19 protein-coding genes and 1 pseudogene are annotated in these 22,545 nt (G+C 65.0%); 10 read left to right on the top strand and 10 right to left on the bottom strand.

The window, feature by feature from the left end; genetic code table 11:
• Window positions 1-183: 183 nt before the first annotated feature.
• The 3 genes from nudC to VCS63_RS15150 all read left to right on the top strand — a co-directional run bounded on the left by nudC (window position 184) and on the right by VCS63_RS15150 (window position 5,284).
• Window positions 184-954: an NAD(+) diphosphatase gene (gene nudC / locus VCS63_RS15160; protein WP_042793696.1), complete on the top strand. Its 771-nt coding sequence runs from the start codon at window positions 184-186 to the stop codon at window positions 952-954.
• Between the two features lie 136 nt (window positions 955-1,090).
• The gene (locus tag VCS63_RS15155; protein WP_042793695.1) at window positions 1,091-1,600 is read left to right on the top strand and encodes a winged helix DNA-binding protein; all 510 of its coding nucleotides are present in this window, start codon (window positions 1,091-1,093) and stop codon (window positions 1,598-1,600) included.
• Between the two features lie 60 nt (window positions 1,601-1,660).
• Entirely contained in the window at window positions 1,661-5,284 is a 3,624-nt protein-coding gene (locus tag VCS63_RS15150) for a hydantoinase B/oxoprolinase family protein (RefSeq protein ID WP_063640520.1), read from the top strand.
• 78 nt (window positions 5,285-5,362) lie between these two features.
• Here the strand turns inward: VCS63_RS15150 and VCS63_RS15145 are convergent, their stop codons facing one another.
• Window positions 5,363-6,397, bottom strand: a complete 1,035-nt coding sequence (locus tag VCS63_RS15145; RefSeq protein ID WP_149064492.1) for a C45 family autoproteolytic acyltransferase/hydolase — start codon at window positions 6,395-6,397, stop codon at window positions 5,363-5,365.
• Between the two features lie 167 nt (window positions 6,398-6,564).
• Between VCS63_RS15145 and glnH the strand changes: the two genes are divergently transcribed.
• The 3 genes from glnH to glnQ all read left to right on the top strand — a co-directional run bounded on the left by glnH (window position 6,565) and on the right by glnQ (window position 8,842).
• Window positions 6,565-7,317: a glutamine ABC transporter substrate-binding protein GlnH gene (gene glnH, locus VCS63_RS15140; RefSeq protein WP_042793694.1), complete on the top strand. Its 753-nt coding sequence runs from the start codon at window positions 6,565-6,567 to the stop codon at window positions 7,315-7,317.
• A gap of 143 nt (window positions 7,318-7,460) precedes the next feature.
• On the top strand, window positions 7,461-8,117 hold the full coding sequence (glnP, locus tag VCS63_RS15135; RefSeq protein WP_042793693.1) for a glutamine ABC transporter permease GlnP: 657 nt from the start codon (window positions 7,461-7,463) through the stop codon (window positions 8,115-8,117).
• Window positions 8,114-8,842, top strand: a complete 729-nt coding sequence (gene glnQ / locus VCS63_RS15130; RefSeq protein WP_042793692.1) for a glutamine ABC transporter ATP-binding protein GlnQ — start codon at window positions 8,114-8,116, stop codon at window positions 8,840-8,842. The genes glnP and glnQ overlap by 4 nt, the downstream gene beginning before the upstream one ends.
• A 47-nt stretch (window positions 8,843-8,889) precedes the next feature.
• Here the strand turns inward: glnQ and VCS63_RS15125 are convergent, their stop codons facing one another.
• From VCS63_RS15125 to VCS63_RS15105, 5 genes are all read right to left on the bottom strand, one after another.
• Complete coding sequence (locus tag VCS63_RS15125; RefSeq protein ID WP_063640522.1) at window positions 8,890-11,184, bottom strand: RelA/SpoT family protein; 2,295 nt, start codon at window positions 11,182-11,184, stop codon at window positions 8,890-8,892.
• A gap of 21 nt (window positions 11,185-11,205) precedes the next feature.
• Window positions 11,206-11,409 (bottom strand): DNA-directed RNA polymerase subunit omega, encoded by a 204-nt coding sequence (rpoZ, locus tag VCS63_RS15120; RefSeq protein WP_006219679.1) that lies wholly within the window; start codon window positions 11,407-11,409, stop codon window positions 11,206-11,208.
• A 44-nt stretch (window positions 11,410-11,453) separates the two neighbouring features.
• A complete protein-coding gene (gmk, locus tag VCS63_RS15115) occupies window positions 11,454-12,086 on the bottom strand; it encodes a guanylate kinase (protein ID WP_076813704.1) in 633 nt (210 codons plus the stop codon).
• A 114-nt stretch (window positions 12,087-12,200) separates the two neighbouring features.
• Window positions 12,201-13,121, bottom strand: a complete 921-nt coding sequence (locus tag VCS63_RS15110; protein WP_063640523.1) for a c-type cytochrome — start codon at window positions 13,119-13,121, stop codon at window positions 12,201-12,203.
• Window positions 13,118-13,822 (bottom strand): c-type cytochrome, encoded by a 705-nt coding sequence (locus VCS63_RS15105; protein WP_323880233.1) that lies wholly within the window; start codon window positions 13,820-13,822, stop codon window positions 13,118-13,120. Before VCS63_RS15105 ends, VCS63_RS15110 begins: the two co-directional genes overlap by 4 nt.
• Before the next feature lie 251 nt (window positions 13,823-14,073).
• Between VCS63_RS15105 and VCS63_RS15100 the strand changes: the two genes are divergently transcribed.
• The gene (locus VCS63_RS15100; RefSeq protein ID WP_042797081.1) at window positions 14,074-14,844 is read left to right on the top strand and encodes an SDR family oxidoreductase; all 771 of its coding nucleotides are present in this window, start codon (window positions 14,074-14,076) and stop codon (window positions 14,842-14,844) included.
• A 105-nt stretch (window positions 14,845-14,949) separates the two neighbouring features.
• Here the strand turns inward: VCS63_RS15100 and VCS63_RS15095 are convergent, their stop codons facing one another.
• Complete coding sequence (locus VCS63_RS15095; RefSeq protein ID WP_323880232.1) at window positions 14,950-15,549, bottom strand: C40 family peptidase; 600 nt, start codon at window positions 15,547-15,549, stop codon at window positions 14,950-14,952.
• A gap of 310 nt (window positions 15,550-15,859) precedes the next feature.
• Between VCS63_RS15095 and VCS63_RS15090 the strand changes: the two genes are divergently transcribed.
• On the top strand, window positions 15,860-17,359 hold the full coding sequence (locus VCS63_RS15090; protein WP_372341590.1) for an AMP nucleosidase: 1,500 nt from the start codon (window positions 15,860-15,862) through the stop codon (window positions 17,357-17,359).
• A 134-nt stretch (window positions 17,360-17,493) separates the two neighbouring features.
• Complete coding sequence (locus tag VCS63_RS15085) at window positions 17,494-19,053, top strand: amino acid permease (RefSeq protein WP_323880231.1); 1,560 nt, start codon at window positions 17,494-17,496, stop codon at window positions 19,051-19,053.
• A gap of 7 nt (window positions 19,054-19,060) precedes the next feature.
• On the opposite strand, the pseudogene VCS63_RS29755 reads toward VCS63_RS15085, so the two are convergent.
• Together VCS63_RS29755 and VCS63_RS15080 are read right to left on the bottom strand one after the other, a co-directional pair.
• Window positions 19,061-19,174: pseudogene (locus tag VCS63_RS29755) on the bottom strand (helix-turn-helix domain-containing protein); the annotation flags it as partial.
• A 71-nt stretch (window positions 19,175-19,245) separates the two neighbouring features.
• Window positions 19,246-20,178: a YicC/YloC family endoribonuclease gene (locus tag VCS63_RS15080; RefSeq protein WP_063640527.1), complete on the bottom strand. Its 933-nt coding sequence runs from the start codon at window positions 20,176-20,178 to the stop codon at window positions 19,246-19,248.
• A gap of 185 nt (window positions 20,179-20,363) precedes the next feature.
• Between VCS63_RS15080 and rph the strand changes: the two genes are divergently transcribed.
• Window positions 20,364-21,098, top strand: coding sequence for a ribonuclease PH (gene rph / locus VCS63_RS15075; RefSeq protein ID WP_063640528.1), 735 nt, complete (start codon window positions 20,364-20,366; stop codon window positions 21,096-21,098).
• 65 nt (window positions 21,099-21,163) lie between these two features.
• Here the strand turns inward: rph and VCS63_RS15070 are convergent, their stop codons facing one another.
• Window positions 21,164-22,540, bottom strand: a complete 1,377-nt coding sequence (locus tag VCS63_RS15070) for an MmgE/PrpD family protein (RefSeq protein WP_063959718.1) — start codon at window positions 22,538-22,540, stop codon at window positions 21,164-21,166.
• Between the last annotated feature and the right edge of the window lie 5 nt (window positions 22,541-22,545).

Below are 22,545 nucleotides of genomic sequence, written 5' to 3'. Positions count from 1 at the left end.
CCATTCTATGTTGCTCTGCGGCGACGAGGCGCGTGAAATCGCCTCTTTACGGGTTATTCCTAAGCGCTGCGCCCGCCGGGATGCTTGAGGGTTCAATCTTTGCGCAATGCGACGTGGGCGGCGCCTGCGCGCCGCCGTTTTCTTCTAACATTGCGATATCGAAAGCATGGTGCCGAGGCGTGTGTGAACTTCGTTTTCCGTCGTGATGAATTGCTGGTTGAAGAGACGTCCGCCGTATTGCCGGACACCGCCGTATGCGTGCGGATAGGAGTGGCGGCCGCGGCTTTGCAGCCGATCTGGACGTTGCCCGGTTCGCCGTACCGCACCGTGCACGTCGAGCCCGGCGTGGAGCCCCCGCAAGGCTATGCATTCCGGAAGCTGCGTTCGTTGTTCGGCGTACTCGACGACGAGCGCATGGCGCTGGCGGGCCGCGCCTACCAGATCGCCGAATGGGCGCGCACGCACAGGTTCTGTGGCGTCTGCGGCACGCCGTCGGAACGCGTGCCCACCGAGTTCTGCCTGCGCTGCCCGTCTTGCGGTTTCTCGGCCTATCCCCGCATATCGCCCGCCATGATGGTGCTGATCCGCAAGGGCGACAGCATCCTGCTGGCGCGCCACACCACCACCGCTACGTCGCGCTATACCGCGCTTGCCGGGTTCGTCGAGCCCGGGGAAAGCATCGAGCAGACCATCCACCGCGAAGTCCACGAGGAAGTCGGCCTGAAGGTCGGCAACCTCCAGTACTTCGGCAGCCAATCCTGGCCATTTCCGCACTCACTCATGGTGGCGTTCACGGCGGACTACGTGTCCGGCGACATCCGTGTCCAGGAGGACGAGATCGCCGATGCGCGCTGGTTCGGTCCGGGTGACGCGATGCCAGACATCGCGCCGCGGATTTCCATCGCCGGCTCATTGATCCGGGCCAATCTGCCCATGGGCTGGTCGGCGCCGTAGCCGTCCTTTTTCTTGCAGTCTTATAGGGGTATTCCCTCGAAAGAGGGGATTCCGGCCGCCGCTACCGTATTTTTTATTGATGAAATATAGATAAATTATTAGTATTTCGCTCACATAAACTCGGCTAGCGTCTCCCATGACACCTGCTTTGATTGCCTCGTCAGCCCATCTGGCTGGCGGCAGCGCTCCCGACCTCTCCGAAGTGGAATTCGGCCTGATGATCGCCAGCCACGCCTTCGACCGCTGGACCGTGCGCTGCATGGCCGCGGCAGGGCTGCCCGACCTGACGCCTACGGATGTGATGGTCTTTCATCATGTCTATCACCGCGAGCGGCCAAAGAAGCTCGCGGACATCTGCTTCACCCTGAACGTCGAGGACACCCACATCGTCAGCTATGCGCTCAAGAAGCTGGACCGCCTGGGGGTGGTCAAGGGCGAGCGCAGCAGCAAGGAAGTCTTCTACAGCGTCACGGCGGAAGGCGCGGCCATCCTGAAGCGCTATGCCGAGATCCGTGAGCAATGCCTGACCTCCGGCCTGGACGCGCCGGGTGGGGGCGGGCTGGACTACAGCCGCCAATTGGCCCACACACTGCGCGCGCTGTCCGGCCTGTACGACCAGGCCGCTCGCGCGGCGACCTCTCTCTGATTCCGTTTACCCGCGCGCGGCCGCAGGCGCCGCGGCGACCCTTTGTTTGCAAGGACACCTATGAAGTGGCAATTCTGGATTGATCGTGGGGGCACCTTTACCGACATCGTGGCCCGGCGCCCCGACGGCACCACCACCACTGCCAAGATGCTTTCGGAAAATCCCGAGCAGTATCGCGACGCGGCGGTGGCGGGCATCCGCAAACTGCTGGGCATCGCGCCCGGCCAGCCCGTGCCTGCCGATCAGGTCGAATGCGTGAAGATGGGCACCACGGTGGCCACCAACGCCTTGCTGGAACGCAAGGGCGAGCGCACCTTGCTGGTGACGACACGGGGTTTTCGAGACGGCCTGCGCATTGCTTACCAAAACCGTCCACGCCTCTTCGACCGCAACGTCCTGCTGCCGGAGATGCTCTACGAATCGGTGGTGGAGGCTGATGAGCGCGTGGCGGCCGACGGCGCCGTGATCCGCGAGCTGGACCAGCAAGCCCTGCGCGCCGCCATGCAGGCGGCCTACGACAGCGGTATCCGCGCCGTGGCCATCGTCTTCATGCACGCCTGGCACGCGCCCGAGCACGAGCGCATCGCCGCGCGCATTGCGCGTGAAGTGGGCTTCCCGCAGGTGTCGGCCTCGCACGAGGTCAGCCCGCTGATCAAGTTCGTGTCGCGTGGCGACACCACGGTGGTGGATGCTTATCTGTCGCCGATCCTGAAGCGCTATGTGGATCAGGTGGCCGGCGAACTGCCGGGCATCCGCCTCATGTTCATGCAATCCAGCGGCGGCCTGACGGACGCGCACCGCTTCCGCGGGAAGGACGCCATTCTGTCCGGGCCGGCCGGCGGCATCGTCGGCATGGTGCGCACCAGCGAGATCGCGGGCTTTCCCAAGGTCATTGGCTTCGACATGGGGGGCACTTCCACCGATGTGTCCCATTACGCGGGTGAATTCGAGCGCGAGTTCGAAACCCAGGTCGCGGGCGTGCGCATGCGCGCGCCCATGATGAGCATTCATACGGTGGCGGCGGGCGGCGGTTCGATCCTGCATTTCGACGGTGCGCGCCTGCGCGTGGGGCCGGATTCGGCCGGCGCCAATCCTGGCCCCGCCTGCTATCGCCGCGGCGGCCCGCTGGCGGTGACGGACTGCAACGTGCTGTTGGGCAAGATCCAGCCCGACTTCTTCCCCAAGGTCTTCGGCCCCGACGCCAATGAGCCCCTGGATCGCGATGCGGTCGTGGCGCGCTTCAAAGCCATGTCGGACGAAGTGCGCGCCGCCACCGGCCGCGAGATGAGCCCGGAGCAACTGGCCGAGGGTTTCCTCGAAATCGCGGTCGGCAATATGGCCGAGGCGATCAAGCGCATCTCTGTGCAGCGAGGCCATGACGTGACCGAGTACGCGTTGACCGTCTTCGGCGGCGCGGGCGGCCAGCATGCGTGCCTGGTCGCCGACGCGCTGGGCATGACGACGGTGTTCGCGCATCCCCTGGGCGGTGTGCTGTCCGCCTATGGCATGGGCCTGGCAGATCAGACCGACATGCGCCAGAAGACGGTCGAGAAGGTTCTGGATGCAGACCTGATGCAGGCGCTGAAAGGCGAACTCGACGAGTTGGCCGGCCAGGCTGCGGGTGAACTGCGCCGCCAGCACGTGGCCGAAAGCGACATCAGCGTGCAGCGCCGCCTGCACTTGAAGTACCGCGGCACCGACACTGCGCTGGAAGTGGCCTACACGGACCTGGAGCAGGCGCGCAAAGACTTCGAGGCGGCCTATCGCCAGCGCTATTCCTTCCTGATGCCCAACCGCGAGCTGGTGGTGGAAACCATTTCGGTCGAGGCCACGGGCGGCGGCGAGCGTGTCAGCGAGGCATCAACCCCGCGCGCGCGCGCAGGCGCGCTGGTCCCCAGCCGCGTCGTCAGCATGTACAGCGGCGGCGCGTGGCGCGATACCCCGTTGTATGTGCGCGAGGACATGGCGGGCGGCGACGTGGTGGCCGGGCCCGCCATCATTTCCGAGCCCAACCAGACCACGGTTGTCGAGGCCGGTTGGCAGGCGGAACTGACGGCGCAGGACCACTTCGTGATTCGCCGCGTCGAAGCCCGTCCAGAGCGTCGCGCCATCGGTACGCAGGCCGATCCGGTCATGCTGGAGGTGTTCAACAACCTCTTCATGTCGATTGCCGAGCAGATGGGCTACCGGCTGCAGAACACCGCTTATTCGGTCAACATCAAGGAACGCCTGGACTTCTCCTGCGCGATTTTCGATGCCCGGGCGCGCTTGATCGCCAACGCGCCGCATATGCCGGTGCACCTGGGATCCATGGGCGAATCCGTGCGCACGGTCATGCGCGCCAATGCCGGCAACATGCGGCCAGGCGACGCCTATGTGGTGAACGATCCTTACCATGGCGGCACGCACTTGCCCGACGTCACCGTCATCACTCCGGTGTTCGATCGCGAGGGCAAGGAGATCCTGTTCTACGTGGGATCTCGCGGCCACCATGCCGATATCGGCGGCACCACGCCGGGGTCGATGCCGCCGGATTCAAAGACGGTGGAAGACGAGGGCGTGCTGTTCACCAACTTCCAGCTGGTGAAGGACGGCGAGTTCCGCGAGGCCGCTGCCCGCGGCATCCTGAGTTCGGGCCGCTGGCCGGCGCGCAACCCTGACCAGAACATCGCCGACATGCACGCGCAGATCGCCGCCAACGAAAAGGGCGTGCAGGAGTTGCTGCGCATGTGCGACCACTTCGGCCTGGACGTGGTTCGTGCCTACATGGGACACGTGCAGGACAATGCCGAGGAAGCGGTGCGCCGCGTGATTTCGGTGCTGAAGGACGGCAGCTACGAGTACCCGCTGGACAACGGCGCGGTGATCCGTGTGGCCGTCAAGGTCGATACCGAGGCGCGTAGCGCCGTGGTGGACTTCACCGGCACGTCCAACCAGCTAGACAACAACTTCAACGCACCGGGCGCCATCGCCGTGGCTGCGGTGCTGTATGTGTTCCGCACGCTGGTCAACGACGACATCCCGCTGAACGACGGCTGCCTCGTGCCGCTGTCCATCATCCTTCCCGAAGGCTCGATGCTGCGCCCCAATCCTCCGGCCTCGGTGGTGGCGGGCAACGTGGAGACGTCGATGTGCATCGTCAACGCGCTGTATGGCGCGCTGGGCGTGCTGGCCGCGAGCCAGGGCACGATGAACAACTTCACCTTCGGCAATGCCCGCCACCAGTATTACGAGACGATCTCCGGCGGCACGGGCGCCGGTCCGGTGCGCATCGATGCGGCTGGACCTGACGACGAGGGATTCGCGGGCACGTCGCTGGTGCAGGCCCACATGACCAACTCGCGGCTGACGGACCCTGAAGTGCTGGAGTTCCGTTTCCCTGTGCGCCTGGAATCCTACGAAATTCGCAAGGGTTCGGGCGGGGCTGGCCGCTATCCGGGCGGTGACGGCGGTGTGCGCCGCATCCGCTTCCTGGAGGACATGACCGCGGCCATCCTGTCGAACAACCGCCTGTACGCGCCGTTCGGCCTGGCGGGCGGGCAGCCCGGCGCCATGGGTCGCAACTCGATCGAGCGCGCCGACGGTTCCATCCAGGAACTGGGGCCGCAGGATAGCGCGCAACTGCATCCGGGTGACATTTTTGTCATTGAAACCCCGGGAGGCGGCGGCTACGGCCACGCATAGGGCAGGGCAGCGCCGGTACCGCGCGAAGGCCGCGTCAGGAATGACGCGGCCTTTGTGCTGGTGGGTGAGGCGCGCGCTTTACTCGGTGTCTGACATCACGTCCAACACGATGTCGGCTTTGGCCTTCCGGTCGTAGACCCGCAAGGTCACTTCGTTTTCCTGGATTTCGAAGACCGCGGTCGCCAAGGTGTTTTCGTCGTCGGGATCGTCCGGCGCGGTGCGCAGGATCGGCAATTCGCCCTGCGTATCGTGCAAGGCGGCAAGCAGGTCGTCGCGGCCGGTATCGCCGGACCAACCGTCCACGATGCCCTCGATGCGATTCTGCCTCGCCCGCGACGAATCCGTGATGATCTGGGCCACGCCGCCCATGTCCGCATGCACGATGTGATTGGCGTGGCCGTAGCGTGTGCCGATCTCCAGGACGGAGACCGCGCCCGGCGTGACCTCTGCGCTGACGAGGCGCGGGTCGCCAGCAGCTCCCAGGGTGTGATGAAAGCCGCCGGAATGCGGCATTTCCCGCAGCAGCCTCAGCGCCTCGTCCAGCGTGGCGCAATCCAGAATGGCGCGCGCCATCAGCATGCGCGGCACGCCCGGATGCCGTTGCCGCAGGCGTAGGTTGTTGATCGTCTGTACCAGTCCGGCGCGGTTGGCACCGAAAGTGTGGCCGGGCAGGGAGCCGGGATAGTAGAAGCTGACATAGCCGGGCGCGTCTTCCAGCGCCACGTCGACCAGATGGCAACGCCCGTGCAGATAGGGATCGCCGTCCTCGTTGTGCGCGATCCAGCGAGAGCCGTCCGCCGCCTTCAGCGCGACCGACGTGCAGCCGTCGGTGGTGCTGTGCAGCAAGTCGCCGCGGCAGTTCCACAGCAGGACGTCTTCGACCGGCATATGCAGGCCTTCGGCCAGGCCTTCCAGTTCTTCCCAGATCGCCGGCAACGCCGCTTTCGCTTGCTGCGCCAACGTATCCAGGAAGGCGTGGCCGCGCCATGGGCGCAACGCCTCCCAGGTGCGGCTCTGGTCCAGGTAGGTCGCCATCAGGGGGCGCGCCAGCTTGCCCAGCGCCAAGCCGGTCTGACGCCGGTTTCCGGCAATGCGCACATATTTGTAGGCCATGGAAATCCTCCGGGTGTCATGCGGATTGTAAATTTTCCAGCCGCTGCCGGGTGGGGACGTATGCGTTAAGATCGTCGGTAAGCCGCGCCGCAAACCCCGGCATGGCCCAGGAATCATGCCCCTACAACAACCCCGGGGTGCCGACTGGTCCCCAAGAGGAGAGTTTCATGATCAAACGCAAAGTCGCCGCCGCACTGGTCGGCCTGTCCGTGGCCATGTTCGGCGCTGCTTCTGGCGCGTATGCCCAAGGCAAGGAATTGGTGGTTGCCACCGATACCGCTTTCGTGCCGTTCGAGTTCAAGCAGGGTAATACCTATGTGGGCTTTGACGTGGATCTCTGGGCTGCCATCGCCAAGGAACTCAACCTCAAGTACAAACTGCAGCCGATGGATTTCGCCGGCATCATCCCGGGCCTGCAGACCAAGAACATCGATGCGGCGCTTGCCGGCATCACGATCCGCGATGACCGCAAGAAGGTCATCGATTTCTCCGATCCCTATTACGAAAGCGGCCTGGCCATTCTGGTCGGCGAAAAGAACACCGACATCAAGGACGCCAAGTCCCTGGCCGGCAAGACCGTCGCGGTCAAGACTGGAACCGCCACCGTGGACTTCCTGAAAGCCCAGGTACCGGACGCCAAGCTCAAGCTGTTCCCGAACATCGACAACGCCTATCTGGAGCTTGCCACGGGCCGGGTGGATGCGGCGGTGCACGACACGCCCAACGTCCAGTACTACGCCAACACGGCCGGCAAGGGGCGCGTGAAGGTGGTGGGCTCGGTCAAGAGCGGCGACTTCTATGGCATCGCCTTCCCCAAGGGCAGCGATCTGGTGCCGCAGGTAAACAAGGCGCTGGCCACGCTGAAGGCCAACGGCCAGTACGACGCCATCTACACCAAGTGGTTCGGCAAGAAGCCTTGAGCCTGCGGGTTCGCGTTGCATTCCGGGACCGTCCGGCATCGGCCTGCGCCGGCTGATGCCGGCTGCCAAGCCGCAGTCCGGCCGGCGGTCTCGCGCCGCTTCCGCCGCGCTATGACGCGGCGCCGCGCCTTAGGGGGAATATCGTGGAGTTTGACTGGACTGTAATCAGGGACGCGCTACCCAATCTGCTCGAGGGTACGCTGATGACCATCAAGATCACGTTCTGGGGGTTGTTCGGCGGTTTCTTGCTGGGTGCGCTGTCCGGCGTTACGCGGGCCTATGGCCATCCCATCCTGTCGGCCATCGCGCAGGTCTACGTCGCGGTCATCCGCGGCACGCCCATCGTGGTGCAGGTGATGTTCATCTATTTCGCCTTGCCCTTGCTGGCGAACATCAGGGTGGACGCGGAGTGGGCGGCCATCGCCACGCTCATCATCAATTCAGGTGCCTACATTTCCGAGATCGTGCGCGGCGCGCTGCTGTCCGTGCACAAGGGCCTGAAGGAAGCCGGACAGGCCATGGGGCTGCCGTTTCACAAGATCCTTTTTCACATCATCGGACCGGTGGCGTTTCGCCGCATGATTCCGCCGCTGGGCAACCAGTGCATCATCAGTCTCAAGGACTCGTCGCTCTTCATCGTGATCGGGGTGGCCGAACTGACCCGGCAAGGCCAGGAAATCATGGCCAGCAACTTTCGTGCAGTCGAGATCTGGTCGGCAGTCGCGATCGTTTACCTGATCCTGACCGGCCTTATGGCGCTGGCCCTGCATCTGGTTGAAAGAAGGATGCGCATATTATGAGCATGGTTGAATTCCACAATGTCACCAAGACTTTCGGCGAGTCCGTGGTGCTCAACGGGATCTCGCTGAACATCGACGCGGGCGAGGTCGTGGTGGTGGTCGGGCCGTCGGGCTCCGGCAAATCCACGTTCCTGCGCTGCATCAACGTGCTGGAAACCATCAACGACGGGGACTTGCTGGTCGATGGCCTGAGCGTGAAGGGCGGGGCCGCGCAAGTGCGCGAGATCAGGCGCGAAGCCGGCATGGTGTTCCAGCAGTTCAATCTGTTCCCGCAAATGACGGCGCTGGAAAATGTAATGTTCGGTCCCGTGCACACTCGCGGACAGAGCCGCGCCGAAGCGCGCGAACTGGCCGAAACCTTGCTGGCCAAGGTCGGCCTGGCCGAGCGCATGAACCACTATCCATCCGAACTGTCAGGCGGGCAGCAGCAGCGGGTGGCAATTGCCCGCGCGCTGGCAATCAAGCCCAAGCTGATGCTGTTCGACGAGCCTACTTCAGCGTTGGATCCGGAACTGCGCCACGAAGTCCTCAAGGTCATGCGTGACCTGGCCGAGGAGGGCATGACCATGGTGGTGGTCACGCATGAAATGGAATTCGCGCGCAAGGTGGGCAGCCGTCTGATCTTCATCGACGCGGGCAAGATCGCCCATGATGGTCCGCCGGGCGAATTGCTCAGCAATCCCCCCAGCCAGCGGCTCAAGGACTTTCTGCAACACGTGACCTGAAAAGTGGCGTGCGGGGCTGGGGACAGCCCCGCACGCCAACCTTGCGTTCAGCCCTTCACGCGCACGATCTTCTGCACTTGCGGCACATGGCGGATGGCGCGGATGACCTGCGCCAGATGCTTGCGGCTATCGACCTGGATGGTCAGATGCAAGGACACGGTGGCGACCGCGTCGTCGTGCATGGTGACGTGCACGATGTTGGCGTCCGCCGCCGTGACTTCCGCGGCCAGTCGTCCCAGCACGCCGCGCTCGTTGCGCGTGACGATGTCCAGGCGCGTGGCCAGGTGCTTGGCGGTGTGGGCGTCCCAGCCGACGTTGATCCAGCGTTCCGGCTCGCGCAGGCGCTGGCGCATGGCCACCGGGCAGTCGGCGGTATGCACCACCAGTCCGTGTCCCATGCGCATGCCGGCGATGATGGGGTCGCCCGGCAGCGGGCCGCAGCAAGGCGCCAACTGCACGGCCTGGCCTTCGTTGCCCTGGATCAGGATGGGGGCGCTGCGCGCGGAGGTCAGTTCGTCCACGGCGGCTGCCGTGGTCGCCACCAGTTGGTGTTCGGGCGCAAAGCGGCGCGCCACGACGGCGGCCAGGCGCTTGCCCAGCCCGATGTCAGCCAGGATTTCCTCGCGCGAGCTGGCGCCCGTGCTGCGCGCCAGCTTTTGCCAGGCCGGATCATCGGTGGCGGGTAGCGGCATGTGCAGTTCCTGCAGCGCCTGGCCCAGCAGGCGCTCACCGAACGCGACCGATTCTTCGTACTTGACCGTGCGCAGGTAATGGCGGATCTCGGAGCGCGCCCGTCCGGTGCGCACGTAGTTGAGCCATTGCGCATTCGGACGCGAGGCAGGGGAGGTGACGATTTCCACTGTGTCGCCGCTGTTCAGTTCGGTGCGCAGGGGCACGAACTCGCCATTGACCTTGGCCGCCACCGCCTGGTTGCCGATATCGGTGTGGATCGCGTAAGCGAAGTCCACGGGCGTCGCGCCGCGAGGCAGGGAGATGATCTTGCCGCGGGGCGTGAAAACGTAGACCGCGTCCGGGAACAGGTCGACCTTGACGTGCTCCAGGAACTCGCCGGAGTCCCCGGTCTGGCTCTGGATGTCCAGTAGCGACTGCAGCCACTGGTGGGTGCGCTTTTGCAGGTCGTTCAGCGTCAGGTCCGCGCCCTTGTAGAGCCAGTGCGACGCCACGCCTTCTTCCGCGACGTGGTGCATGTCGCGGGTGCGGAACTGGAATTCCACGGGCGTGCCATAGGGGCCGACCAGGGTCGTGTGCAGGGACTGGTAGCCGTTCACCTTGGGAATGGCGATGTAGTCCTTGAACTTGCCGGGCACGGGCCGGTAGAGCTGATGCAGCGTGCCCAAAGCCAGGTAGCACTCGGGCAAGGTATGCACGATGACGCGAAAACCGTAGATGTCCAGTACGTCGGAAAACGACTTCTTCTGGTCCACCATCTTGCGGTAGATGCCGTAGAGCGTCTTCTCGCGGCCGGTGACTTCGGCTTCGATGCCAGCGGCGGGCAACGAAGCCCGCACGGAATCGGCGATCTTGGTGATCACTTCGCGGCGGTTGCCGCGCGCGGCCAGCACCGCCTTGTACAGCACCTGGTAGCGGTTGGGATACATTGCCGCGAAGCACAGGTCCTGTAGTTCGCGGAACAGCAGGTTCAGGCCCAGGCGATGGGCGATGGGCGCGTAGATGTCCAGCGTTTCGCGCGCGATGCGGCGGCGCTTTTCGGGATTGACCGCGTCCAGCGTGCGCATGTTGTGCAGGCGGTCGGCCAGCTTGATGAGGATGACGCGCACGTCGCGCGCCATTGCCAGCAGCATCTTGCGGAAGCTCTCGGCCTGCTGTTCGGCCTTGGTGGCGAAGTCCAGGCGATCCAGCTTGGACAGGCCATCGACCAGTTCGGCGACTTCAGGACCGAATTTCTCGGCCAGCTCGTGCTTGGCGATGCCCTGGTCTTCCATCACGTCGTGCAGCAGGGCGGCGGACAACGCGTTGACGTCGAGCTTCCAGCCTGCGCAGATTTCCGTGACGGCGATGGGGTGAGAGATATAGGGCGAGCCGCTGGCGCGGAACTGGCCCAGGTGGGCCTGGTCCGCGAAGCGATAGGCCTCGCGCACGCGCTCTACGTCTTTCTTGTCGAGATAGCTGCCGATGATTTCGGTCAGCGGCGCCAGCGAAGCGACCGGTGATGCGGTCGCGTCCGCCGCTTCTTGCGCGGCGACGGACGGTGGCGTGGGGGGAGTCTTGTCTTTCTTGCCCGTGCGGCGCCCGAGACGGGAGCCGGCACGCAGTGCGGCAAGCAGACCTGATGAAGCGTACTTCAGCCCGGGAAAAGCCATGCTTGCCGCCCCCGGAGATGATCAGGTGGGTACTTTACGCAGCATTTCCACGCCGGTGAGGCCGCCTGCGATCTCACGCAGGGCAGTGACCGTGGGCTTGTCTTTGCTGTCCAGGCGCGGGGCATGGCCTTGCGCCAACTCGCGGGCGCGGTAGGTCGCGGCCAGCGTGAGCTTGAAACGATTGGGGATTTGATTCAGACAGTCTTCGACGGTAATGCGAGCCATTAGGACACCTGGTGCTGATGGAGGATAGGGAGAATGCGTTCGGCTCAGTGTTCGGCCGGGATGCCCAGTTGCGAGAACAACTGGCTGTGACGGGCGGCCTGAGACGAAAAGCGCAGCCTAGCGGCGCTGACTATTTGAGTCAGTTCCGATAAGGCCACGCTAAATTCTTGATTAATAATAACATATTCGCATTCAGGCGCGTGGGCGATTTCGCCGCCCGCGGCCATCAAGCGGCGTGCGATCACTTGCGGTTCGTCCTGACCGCGCGCCTTGAGGCGGGCTTCGAGTTCATCGATGGACGGCGGCAGCACGAACACGCCGATCGCGCCGGGGAAGCGCTGCTTTACCTGGCGCGCGCCTTGCCAGTCGATTTCCAGCAGCACGTCGCGGCCGGCGCGCGTGGCCTCGTCGATGCGGTCCCGGGGCGTGCCGTAGAAATTGCCATGCACTTCCGCCCATTCCAGCAGATTGTTGCCTTCGCGCAGGAGCTTGAACTCGTCCGGGGATACGAAGCGGTATTCGCGGCCGTCTTCCTCGCCGGGGCGGGGCGCGCGAGTGGTGCAGGATATGGAGAGCAGGATGGAGGGGTCTTGCTGGAGCAAGGCCTTGACCAGGCTGGACTTGCCGGCGCCGCTGGGCGCGACGACCATGAAGACGTTTCCGGGATTGGCGGACATGAATGTGACTGGCGTGTGATGCTAAGACACGAAGAATAGCAAATCGCGCGGCCGGGCAGGGGGAAAGCCCCCCCGCCGGCCGCGCGAATTGCGCTTGGCTATTTGCGCCTGGCCTTAACCGCCGGCCTTGGCGGCGGCCTGCCTGAGCTTGCCGCCGGATGGCGGCGAGTCGCTGCCCAGCAAGTGGCCGTTGACCTCGATGCCGTATAGCGAATCGTCGGAGTCATGGTATTTGGCCCGGGTTGCGGCGACCGATTCGGTATAGCGCGGGTCCTGGGGGCGCTCATGGGCATTCATGAAATAGGCGACGTCCCAGGCCTCCTGGTCGCTCAGCATGCCGGCCTGCCCTAGGGGCATGTTGGCCTTGATGAAGCCGGCCGCGTTGCCGATCTGGTGCATGCCCGCGCCCCAGTTGAAGGAGTCGGCTCCCCACAAGGCCGGGAACACCCAGTGCTTGCCGTTCTTCTGGCCCTGGCCTTCCGCTCCGTGGCAGACGGCGCAATACTGGGCGTAGACCTCGCTGCCGCGGACGTAGTCCGCCTTTTGGGCGGGCGGTGGCAGCTTGCGGTAGCCCTGGCCTTCCAGTACCACTCCGGTGGGGGCCTTGCTGGCCAGCCAGAACATATAGGTCTGCAGCGCGGTCAAGGTGGGATCGTCGGCGGGAGGCGCCTTGCCGTTCATGCTGAAGCGGAAGCAGCCTTGCAGGCGTTCGGCCAGCGTGTTGACGTGGCCGTTTTTGGCGCGATAGGCGGGATACAGCACATAGGCAGCCCACATCGGCGCGGAATCCGGGCGGCGCCCGGCGTCCAGGTGGCAACTGGCGCAATTCAGGTCGTTGCCGACGAACTTGCCGGCCTTCTGCGGGGTGTGCAGGAAGATCTGCTCGCCTTCGCGCACGGCGCGGCCGAAATCATTGTCCGGGATGGCGGCGGCGGACGGGGGCGTGAACGGCGGGCGCGGTTCGGCCGCGAACGCGGCAGCGGTGGCGAACAGGCAGGCGGCTGCGGACAGCAGGCGCAGGTGCGTGGCGGTCATTGTTTGGCTCCCGCGGCGGTGTTGGCCTGCGCGGCAAGCTGCTCGGCGGCCTTGGGCAGGCCGGCATAGTAGGCGGACACGGCGTCGATTTCGGCGCTGGAGAGGCGGGTGGCAACGGCTGGCATCAAGGCCAGCGGTCCGGGCGGGCGCTCGCCTTGCTGCCACGCGCGCAGCTGGCTGGCAATGTAGGCTGCGGGCTGGCCCGCCAAGGCGGGAAAGTTGGCGCCGACACCGATGCCGCCCGGACCATGGCACTGGTTGCACGCGGGCACGTTCTTGTCCCAGGCCCCGCGGGTGGCCAGCCAGGCGCCGGTATCGCTGGGGTTGACGGGGTGCATGGCGGTGGCGGCCAGCCTGTCGGTGTCCAGCGCCGACGGCAGGGCTGCGTAGTACTGCGCTACGGCCTTGCGCTGCGCCGGGTCCAGAGCCTTGGCGGTGGCCGCCATGACCGGACTGACGCGCGAGCCGTTGGCCATGGCTTCGAGCTGTTCATTCAAATAGGCGCTGCCCATGCCGGCCAGTTGCGGGAAGCCTGCGGCTGGATTGCCTTCGCCGCGGGCGCCGTGACAGGTGATACAGGCGGGCGCGCCGTTTGCGCCCTGGGTGCTGATCTGCTTGCCGTCCGGCGCGCTTTGCGCCCCGGCCGAGGCTGCAAACAGCGCGCCCAGGATCAGCGCGCCGGGTAGGGACCGTGGGGTCATGGGAACCTTGCTCCAGTGATTATTGGATTTTTGGTAATAAGCTAATTTCTAATAATTATATAAATACTTGTGACGGATCAACACGAGATCGTCCATTTGATGGCACATGCGATGCGTCGTGCAAGCTGTGCTGCAGAGTAATTTTTACTTGCGTGTGAAGGCTGCGCATATGTCACGGCTGGAACCTTCGCTTGCAGCATCGCCAGAATGATTCGGGTAGCATTTCGGCGATCGATAACAAGGAGAATCCGATGCAAGCGAACGAGATCGAACACCCGCGCGTGGCGCTGGTCACCGGCGCCGGTACCGGCATAGGCCGCGCGGTGGCGCTGGAATTCCTGGCGCAAGGTTATCGGGTCGTGCTGGCCGGCCGCCGCCGCGAACCCCTGGAAGCCACCCGCACGGCAGCGGGCGAGGACGGAGTGAGGGCGCTGGTCGTCCCCACTGACGTATCCGATGAACAGGCCGTGCGCGAACTCTTCGACTCCACGCAGCGTGAATATGGCCGCCTGGACGTGCTTTTCAATAATGCCGGGCGCGGCGCGCCGGCCATGCCCATCGAAGAATTGCCCGTGGCCGTCTGGCGCGAGGTGGTGGACACCAACCTGACGGGCATGTTCCTGTGCGCGCAGGCCGCCATACGCGTCATGAAAGCGCAAAACCCGCGCGGCGGGCGCATCATCAATAACGGTTCGATCTCGGCGCATGCGCCGCGGCCGTTCTCCATCGCCTATACCGCCACCAAGCATGCGGTGACCGGGCTGACCAAGTCGATTTCGCTGGATTGCCGGCCCTACAACATCGCCTGCGGGCAGATCGATATCGGCAATGCCGCGACCGACATGACCGAGCGCATGGCGGCCGGTATCCTGCAGGCCGATGGCAGCACCAAGGTAGAGCCGCGCATGGACGTGGCGCACGTGGCGCAGGCGGTTGCCGCCATGGCGCGCCTGCCGCTGGAGGCCAATGTGCAATTCATGACCATCATGGCGACCAACATGCCCTTTGTGGGCCGGGGCTGAAACGCGTCCAGCCTGCGGCGGCATGTCCATTCCGGACTGGCCGCGGCAGGCTGTGGTGGTGCCGCCCCTTGGGCGGGCGCGAGTGGCGCCGCCCGGATCTTGCCGTCAGCGCGGAGATGCCTGAGCCAGCATCTGGCCGGGCTGGGTATCCAGATAGCGCCGTGCGCCGACGTAGCGCTTGTTCCAGTACGGATTCTTCATTTCATCCACGCGGACCTTGGTGCCGCGGCGCGGGGCGTGGACGAACTTGTTCTGGCCGATGTAGATGCCGACGTGCGAGGTCACGCCTCGGCCGCGCGTGGCAAAAAACACCAGGTCGCCAGGGCGAAGCTCCTTCTTGTCGCCGACGGATTCACCCGCGGTGCGCTGGGCGCGCGCCGTGCGGGGCAGCTCCAGGCCGGCGATCTCGCGGAATACATACAACACCAGTCCGCTGCAATCGAAGCCCTCGGCGTCATCGCCGCCCCAGCTGTAGGGAGTGCCGACGGCCTCCAGGCCGGCTTGCACGACGCGGTCGCGCAGGGTGGGAACGGTGGGCTCCTGCGCCAGGCGCAGGCCGGTGAGCGAGGGGCGGGCCTGCTCGGGGCGGATGGACGCCTGAGCGGCGTCGGGAATCCAGGAAAGCGTCAGGGCAATGATGGGTGCTGACAGGAATACGGGAATGCGTAGTTTGGCAATTCGGGCTTTTCGCGTGGGCGGCGTCATTACGTCACTTCAAAAATCGGAGTGGGCGGCATGGCTTTGCCTGGACAGGCAAGCCGGCGGAAAGGGGGCATCTCCGGGACGCAAAACCCCGGACTGCCATCTGATTGTAATGGAATAATGTTTCATTACATTTGTAGTGCAATGCAGCATTCTTGTCCGTGAAAGTTACTGCGTCCGCAGGCCATCGACTCCTCGAATATGACACTTCATCTTCCGCGGGCTCGGGCATAATCGTCGCCATCGGCCCTGCGGCCCGGCAAGCCGGCAGCGGCCGCGGTTACAGATAAGATGAGAAGCGGAGTAAAGCTCGATGATGAACGCAGTGCACCCTTTGTCTTCCATGAGCCGGCCGGAAGCCTTGCCCTTCGAGCCGTTCCAGGACGCTGTGGCGGCGGTGGAGCGCCTGATTGAAATCTATGCGCGCAATACGGCTTTCCTGCGCGCCGCCTTCCGCGAAGTGCTGAAAGGCTCCAGCACCGGCCGCGAGCGCGCCCGGGCCTACTATCCCGCCATCCGTATCGTCGTGGAAACCTACGATCCCATCGATACGCGGCTGTCGTACGGTCACGTGGCCGAGCCGGGCGTCTACCAGACCACCGTCACGCAGCCGGCGCTGTTTCGCGATTACCTGATAGAGCAGGTAAGCCAGCTGTTGCAGAATCATCGGGTAGCGGTGGAGGTCGGAGAATCCGATTCCCCCATCCCGCTGCATTTTGCCTTCCCCGAAGGCGCCTACGTCGAAGGCGAGCACCTGGAAGCCTTGAAGCGGCCCCTGCGCGACCTGTTCGACGTGCCCGACCTGGCGGTGACAGACGACGCCATCGTCAACGGTTCGTGGCGCGGCAAGGAAGGCGAGCCGAAGCCGCTGGCGCCGTTCACGGCCCAGCGCGTGGATTATTCGCTGCATCGCCTGCAGCACTACACCGCGACCGCTCCGGCGCACTTCCAGAACTTCGTGTTGTTCACCAACTACCAGTTCTACGTGGATGAGTTCTGCGCTCGCGCCCGGGCCTTGATGGCCAGCGGCAACGAAGACTACGACATGCTGGTCGAGCCAGGCAATCGCATCACGCGCAGGGGTGAAAGCGGGCCGGGCGACGAGGACCAGGCCATCCGCCTGCCCCAAATGCCCGCGTATCACCTGGTGCGCGGGGACCATTCCGGCATCACGCTCGTGAACATAGGCGTGGGCCCGTCCAACGCCAAGACCATTACGGACCACATCGCGGTGCTGCGCCCGCATGCCTGGCTGATGCTGGGCCACTGCGCCGGCTTGCGCGACTCCCAACGGCTGGGCGACTACGTGCTGGCGCATGGTTACGTGCGCGAAGACCACGTCCTGGACGACGACCTGCCCACCTGGGTGCCGGTGCCCGCGCTAGCCGAGGTGCAGGTCGCGCTGGAGCAGGCGGTCGAAGAGGTGGCGGGGCTGTCCGGCTGGGATCTGAAGCGCATCATGCGCACGGGCACCGTCGCGACCATCGACAACCGCAACTGGGAACTGCGCGACCATCTGGAACTGGTGGAACGTTTTGCGCAGTCCCGCGCCATCGCGCTGGACATGGAGTCCGCCACCATCGCGGCCAACGGCTTTCGTTTCCGGGTGCCGTATGGCACTTTGCTGTGCGTGTCGGACAAGCCGCTGCATGGCGAGCTGAAGTTGCCCGGCATGGCCAGCGCCTTCTATCGCCGACAGGTGAACCAGCATCTGGAGATCGGCATCCGCGCCCTGGAACGGCTGCGCGACATGCCGCCGGAGCGCCTGCATTCGCGCAAGCTGCGCACCTTCATGGAAACGGCGTTTCAATAGGTGTGTTGATCCGTCCCCGAGGCCGTCCGATTTCACCGGATGGGGCCTCTTGCGCTATTCTCGCCGGTTGCTTGGAAATTCCCAGGCACCTGGCGCTGCGCGCGGGTGCCTTCATGACCTGAAGGAAATGCATTTTGGCACCATCGGAACACGATGAACGTCGCTCCGGCGGCACGCGCAAGACGAAGGCGGACCGGCCTTCCGAACTGCGCCGCACGCTGTCCGCGCGCCACCTGACCATGATCGCGGTAGGTGGGTCGATCGGCACTGGCTTGTTCGTGGCCTCGGGCGCGACGATCGCCAAGGCCGGGCCGGGCGGGGCGTTGCTGGGCTATGTGCTGATCGGCATCATGGTCTATTTCCTGATGACAAGCCTGGGCGAGCTCGCTGCCGCCATGCCGGTTTCCGGGTCTTTCTCCACCTACGGCGCCCGCTACGTCGAAGACGGCTTCGGTTTCGCCCTTGGCTGGAACTATTGGTACAACTGGGCAGTGACCGTTGCCGTGGACCTGGTGGCGGCGCAGCTTGTCATGGCTTACTGGTTTCCGGACGTGCCCGGCTTCTACTGGAGCGCCTTGTTCCTGGCGATCACCTTCGGCCTGAACGCCATGTCGGCGCGCGGCTTCGGCGAGGCCGAGTTCTGGTTTGCGCTGATCAAGGTTATCGCCGTGCTGGCCTTCGTGGCGATGGGCGTGATGATGCTGCTGGGCATTATCCGTGGCGGCGAGACCGGCGGCCTGGCCAACTGGACCGTGGGCGACGCGCCTTTTTCCGGTGGCTTCGCGGCGCTGATCGGCGTGGCCATGGTGGTCGGTTTTTCCTTCCAGGGCACCGAGCTCATTGGCATCGCCGCGGGCGAATCCAAGGACCCGGCGCGCAACCTGCCGCGGGCGGTGCGCCAGGTGTTCTGGCGCATTCTGCTGTTCTATGTGGCGGCCATCCTGGTCATCGGCCTGCTCATTCCCTATACCGACCCGCATCTGCTGCGCAACGAGGTCGAGGATATCAGCGTCAGCCCCTTTGCCCTGATTTTCGAGCGCGCCGGTCTGCTGGGGGCGGCCTCCATCATGAACGCGGTGGTGCTGACGTCGGTGCTGTCTGCCGGCAATTCCGGCATGTATGCCGCCACGCGCATGCTCTACAGCCTGGCACGGGAAGGCAAGGCGCCACGCATCTTCGGCCGGATCTCGCGCAGCGGCGTCCCGCTGTGGGCGCTGCTGGCGACGACCGCCGTGGCCGCGCTGTGCTTTTTCACCTTTGTCTTCAGCCCTAACGCAGTCTATATCTGGCTGCTCAACACCTCGGGCATGACGGGCTTCATCGCGTGGCTAGGCATCGCCATCAGCCACTATCGCTTCCGTCGCGGTTACGTAAAGCAAGGCCACAACCTGGCCGATCTGCCCTATGTGTCGCCGTTCTTTCCATTTGGACCGATTTTTGCTTTCGTGTTGTGCCTGATCATCACGCTGGGGCAGAACTACCAGGCCTTCCTGCAAGACAAGATCAACTGGGGCGGGGTGGTCGCGACCTATATCGGCATCCCGTTGTTCCTGCTGATCTGGGCCGGTTACAGGTTGGTGCGCGGCTCGCGCTTTGTGAGCTACCGCGACATGCATTTCCCCGACGCGCGGGCGCGTAGCGCTTATCTGGATTCGGCGCTGCGCGGCGAGCCCGCGGCGGGCGAGGCGCGTTGAAGGCTGGTCAAGCCAGCGCTTCGATGACGGCTTCCGGTTTACGTTCGATGACGCTACGTAGTACCAGGGCAGGACCGCGCGGTGAGCGATCACCGCGTTCCCAGTGCCGAAGCGTCGCCGTCAATGTAAGGGCGGCGGCCGTGGCCTTGGCACGGGCGGGCGCGGACAAGTAAGCCGTCGCCCGTGGGCCGGTTACTCGATGTTCTGCGCCTGTTCCCGCATTTGCTCGATCAGCAGCTTGAGGTCCATGGCCGCGCGGGTGACTTCCATGCTGCCGGCCTTGGAGCCCAGCGTGTTGGCTTCACGGTTCATTTCCTGGAACAGGAAGTCCAAGCGCTTACCGGCGCTGCCGGCGTTTTTCTTGCCGGCAGTCTGCTTGCCGCCACCGTCGCCCAGCAGGTGGCGCAACTCTTCCAGGTGCGAGCGCAAGCGTGAAAGCTCTTCCGCCACATCGATGCGCAGCGCAAAAAGGTTTGCCTCCTGGGACAGGCGTTCCGACAGTTCCGCGCCCGAAATGTGGGTGAAGCCGCCGGGGAAAGCGGATTCCACGCTTTCGCGCAGCTTGGCGGCGAGTTTGTCGCGATGGTCGGCCAGCAGCTGGGGCAGGTGTGCCTGCACCAGCTCCACGATGCGCGCTACGCCGTCGGCGCACTCGCGCATCATGCCGGCCAGGCGTTCGCCTTCGCGCTCGCGGCCTTCCTGCAGTTGCGTCAGCGCCTGTTGGGCGGCCTGCAAGCAGGCGGCTCCCCAGACCTGCGGGTCGAGCGCGTCGTTGGCGCGCTGCCCGGGCCAGTTGAACAGTTCGACCAGGCGCGGGGCGGCGATGTCCGGGAGGATGCGGCGTGCCGCCTGCAATTGTTCAGCCAGGCTTTCCAGCCAGGCGGGTTCCAGCTTGGACAGGTCGGTGCTGGCATTGCGCGTATAGGAAACGCGGATTTCGACCTTGCCTCGCGCCAGGTTGGCGGTCAGCAGTTCGCGCAGCGGCGTTTCCACGTGGCGCAATTCGTCGGGCAGACGGAAATAGAGGTCGAGGAAGCGGCTGTTGACGCTGCGGAATTCGAGCGCAAGCGTGCCTTGCTCGAGGTCTGCGCGGGCGTTGCCGAAAGCGGTCATGCTGCGAATCATGATTTGCGTGTCCTGGAAATGCTTTTTATTGGGAGCCGGTGGTGCCGGCGGCCGCGCCAGCCGGGTTTTCGGCGCGGAAACAGGGGTTTGTACCGGTTGTATCGCGGCAGGATACTCCAAGCGGCGCTTTCCTGCGGGCCAGCCCGTACAATGCGGCGGATCTAAGCCACGTCTGGAGTTTGCCTGTGACCACTACCCCCGCCATCGCCCGTCCCTCGGGCCGCGCCGTCGACGAATTGCGGCCGTTCAGCCTGGAGCGCGGATTCACGCGCTACGCCGAAGGTTCGGTGCTGGTGAAGGCTGGCAATACCCATGTGTTGTGCACGGCCAGCGTATTAGAGAAAGTACCGCCTTTCCTGAAGGGGAAGGGGGAAGGCTGGGTAACGGCTGAATACGGCATGTTGCCGCGGGCCACCCACACGCGGGGCGACCGTGAGGCGGCGCGGGGCAAGCAAAGCGGCCGGACCCAGGAAATCCAGCGCTTGATCGGCCGCAGTCTGCGCGCGGTGTTCGACATGAAGGCGCTGGGCGAGCGCACGCTGCATCTGGATTGCGACGTCTTGCAGGCAGACGGCGGCACGCGCTGCGCCAGCATTACCGGCGCCTGGGTGGCGGCGGCCGATGCCGTTGCGTTGTTGATGAAGCGCGGCGACCTCGCCGCGAATCCGATCCGTGATGCGGTCGCGGCTGTGTCCGTCGGCCTGGTGCAGGGCCGCGCCGTGCTGGACCTGGATTACGAGGAAGACTCGGCCTGCGACGCCGACGTGAACGTGATCATGACCGGTAGCGGGGCGTTCGTGGAAGTGCAGGGCACGGGCGAGGGCGCGACCTTTACCCGCGCGGAGCTGGACACGATGCTGGTCCTGGCCGAAAGCGGCATCGCGGGCCTGGTGCGCGCGCAGCGCGCTGCGCTGGCCTGATCGGCATCAAAAGAAACGGGTTGGACGCGGATCCCGCGGCCAACCCGTAGATTCGGCGACGGGCTTTACTTCGACGCCAGCAGCATTCCCATTTTTTCCGCCTTTTCCAGATTCCAGATCGCGGCGATCAACCCGTGCAGTTCTTGTTCGGTAGCGGCGTCCGCGTAGCGGCCCAGACTTAGCGTTTTGTCCTCGATTTCCGCCCGGCTCAGGGTGTTGCCCGGATCGCCCTTGGGTTCATCCACGCGGCCATGCAGCTTGCGGCCGTCGCGGGTGTAGACGGTGACCTTGCCGATCCAGCGTTGCGGGTAGGCGCCGTCGACCTCGGGGTCCAGCTCCATTTCGACCTTGCCGCGGAACGTGGCCACGCCCGGATCGTCCAGGCCCGCGTCGAACTCCGCCAGGCCCGCTCGGCCCTGGCGCGCGATAAGCGCCAAAACCGTTCCCATCGAGAACTTGGATTGGTGCACGGTCTGCGGATTGACGACGGGGCCCAGCACGTCGATGGCGCCCTGGTGCACATGGGCCACCACCCGCTCGATATCCGCTTCGGTCAGATTGTTGTCACGCAAGGCCTGCTGCAACGCGTCGGCGGCGGGATGGGTATGGCGGCAGGAGGCATGGAACTTGAACGAGGTTTCGGCCAGCGCCCAGCGTTCGCCCAGACGGTCGCAGAGGCGGCTGGGATCCGCGTCGGTGGACATGCCCGCAGCCATGCCCTGCGGACCTTCCAGGATATGGCGCGCGCCCGTGAAACCTTCGCGCGCCAGATAGGCGGCGGTGATACCGTCGGCGGCGGCCTTGGCGGTGTGCAACTGCTTGGAATCCGCCGCATCGCGCAGGAATTCCCAGAGGCCCGCGGCCTGCGTGCCGGCCGAGCCCAGCGCGTGCAGCATTTCCTCGGCGGACAGATTGAGCAAGCGGCCGGTGGTGACCGCGGCCGCCAACGTGCCCGCGGTGCCGGTCGTGTGGAAAATTTTGTAGTGCGAACGGCCTAGGAATTCGCCCACGCGGATGCCCACTTCATAGCCGGCTACGGAGGCGACCAACAGGTCCCGGCCGGAGCGGCCCAGTGCCTGGGCTACCGCCAATGCGGGAGGGAAAACCACCGCGGCGGGGTGGAATACGGAACCGTTGTGCACGTCGTCCTGCTCGACGACGTGAGCGGCCGCGGCGTTGACCATGGCGGCGAACAGCGGCGTGGTGCGGCGGCGGGTGATCAGGACTTCGCTCGGCCCGTCGGCCGGCCCCATCGCGGCGGCGTAGCGGTCGATGGCCTGCACGGCGCGAGCGGAGGCGCCGGCCAGGATGGAGGCCAGGCAGTCCAGCAGCAGGTCCTCGGCGCGGCGCAGTACCGGGGCCGGAATGTCTTCGTAACGCAGGTTTGCGGCGAAGGCCGCGAGTTCGGCGCTCAGGTGCGGGATGTCGTTGGCAGCGGTCATTGGTG

This window comes from Achromobacter sp. D10 (genome assembly GCF_035282245.1).
In the GTDB taxonomy this organism is placed as follows: Bacteria; Pseudomonadota; Gammaproteobacteria; order Burkholderiales; family Burkholderiaceae_B; genus Achromobacter; species Achromobacter insolitus.
Note: the sequence above shows the minus strand (reverse complement) of the source record. Positions and strands in the feature narration are given on the sequence as shown.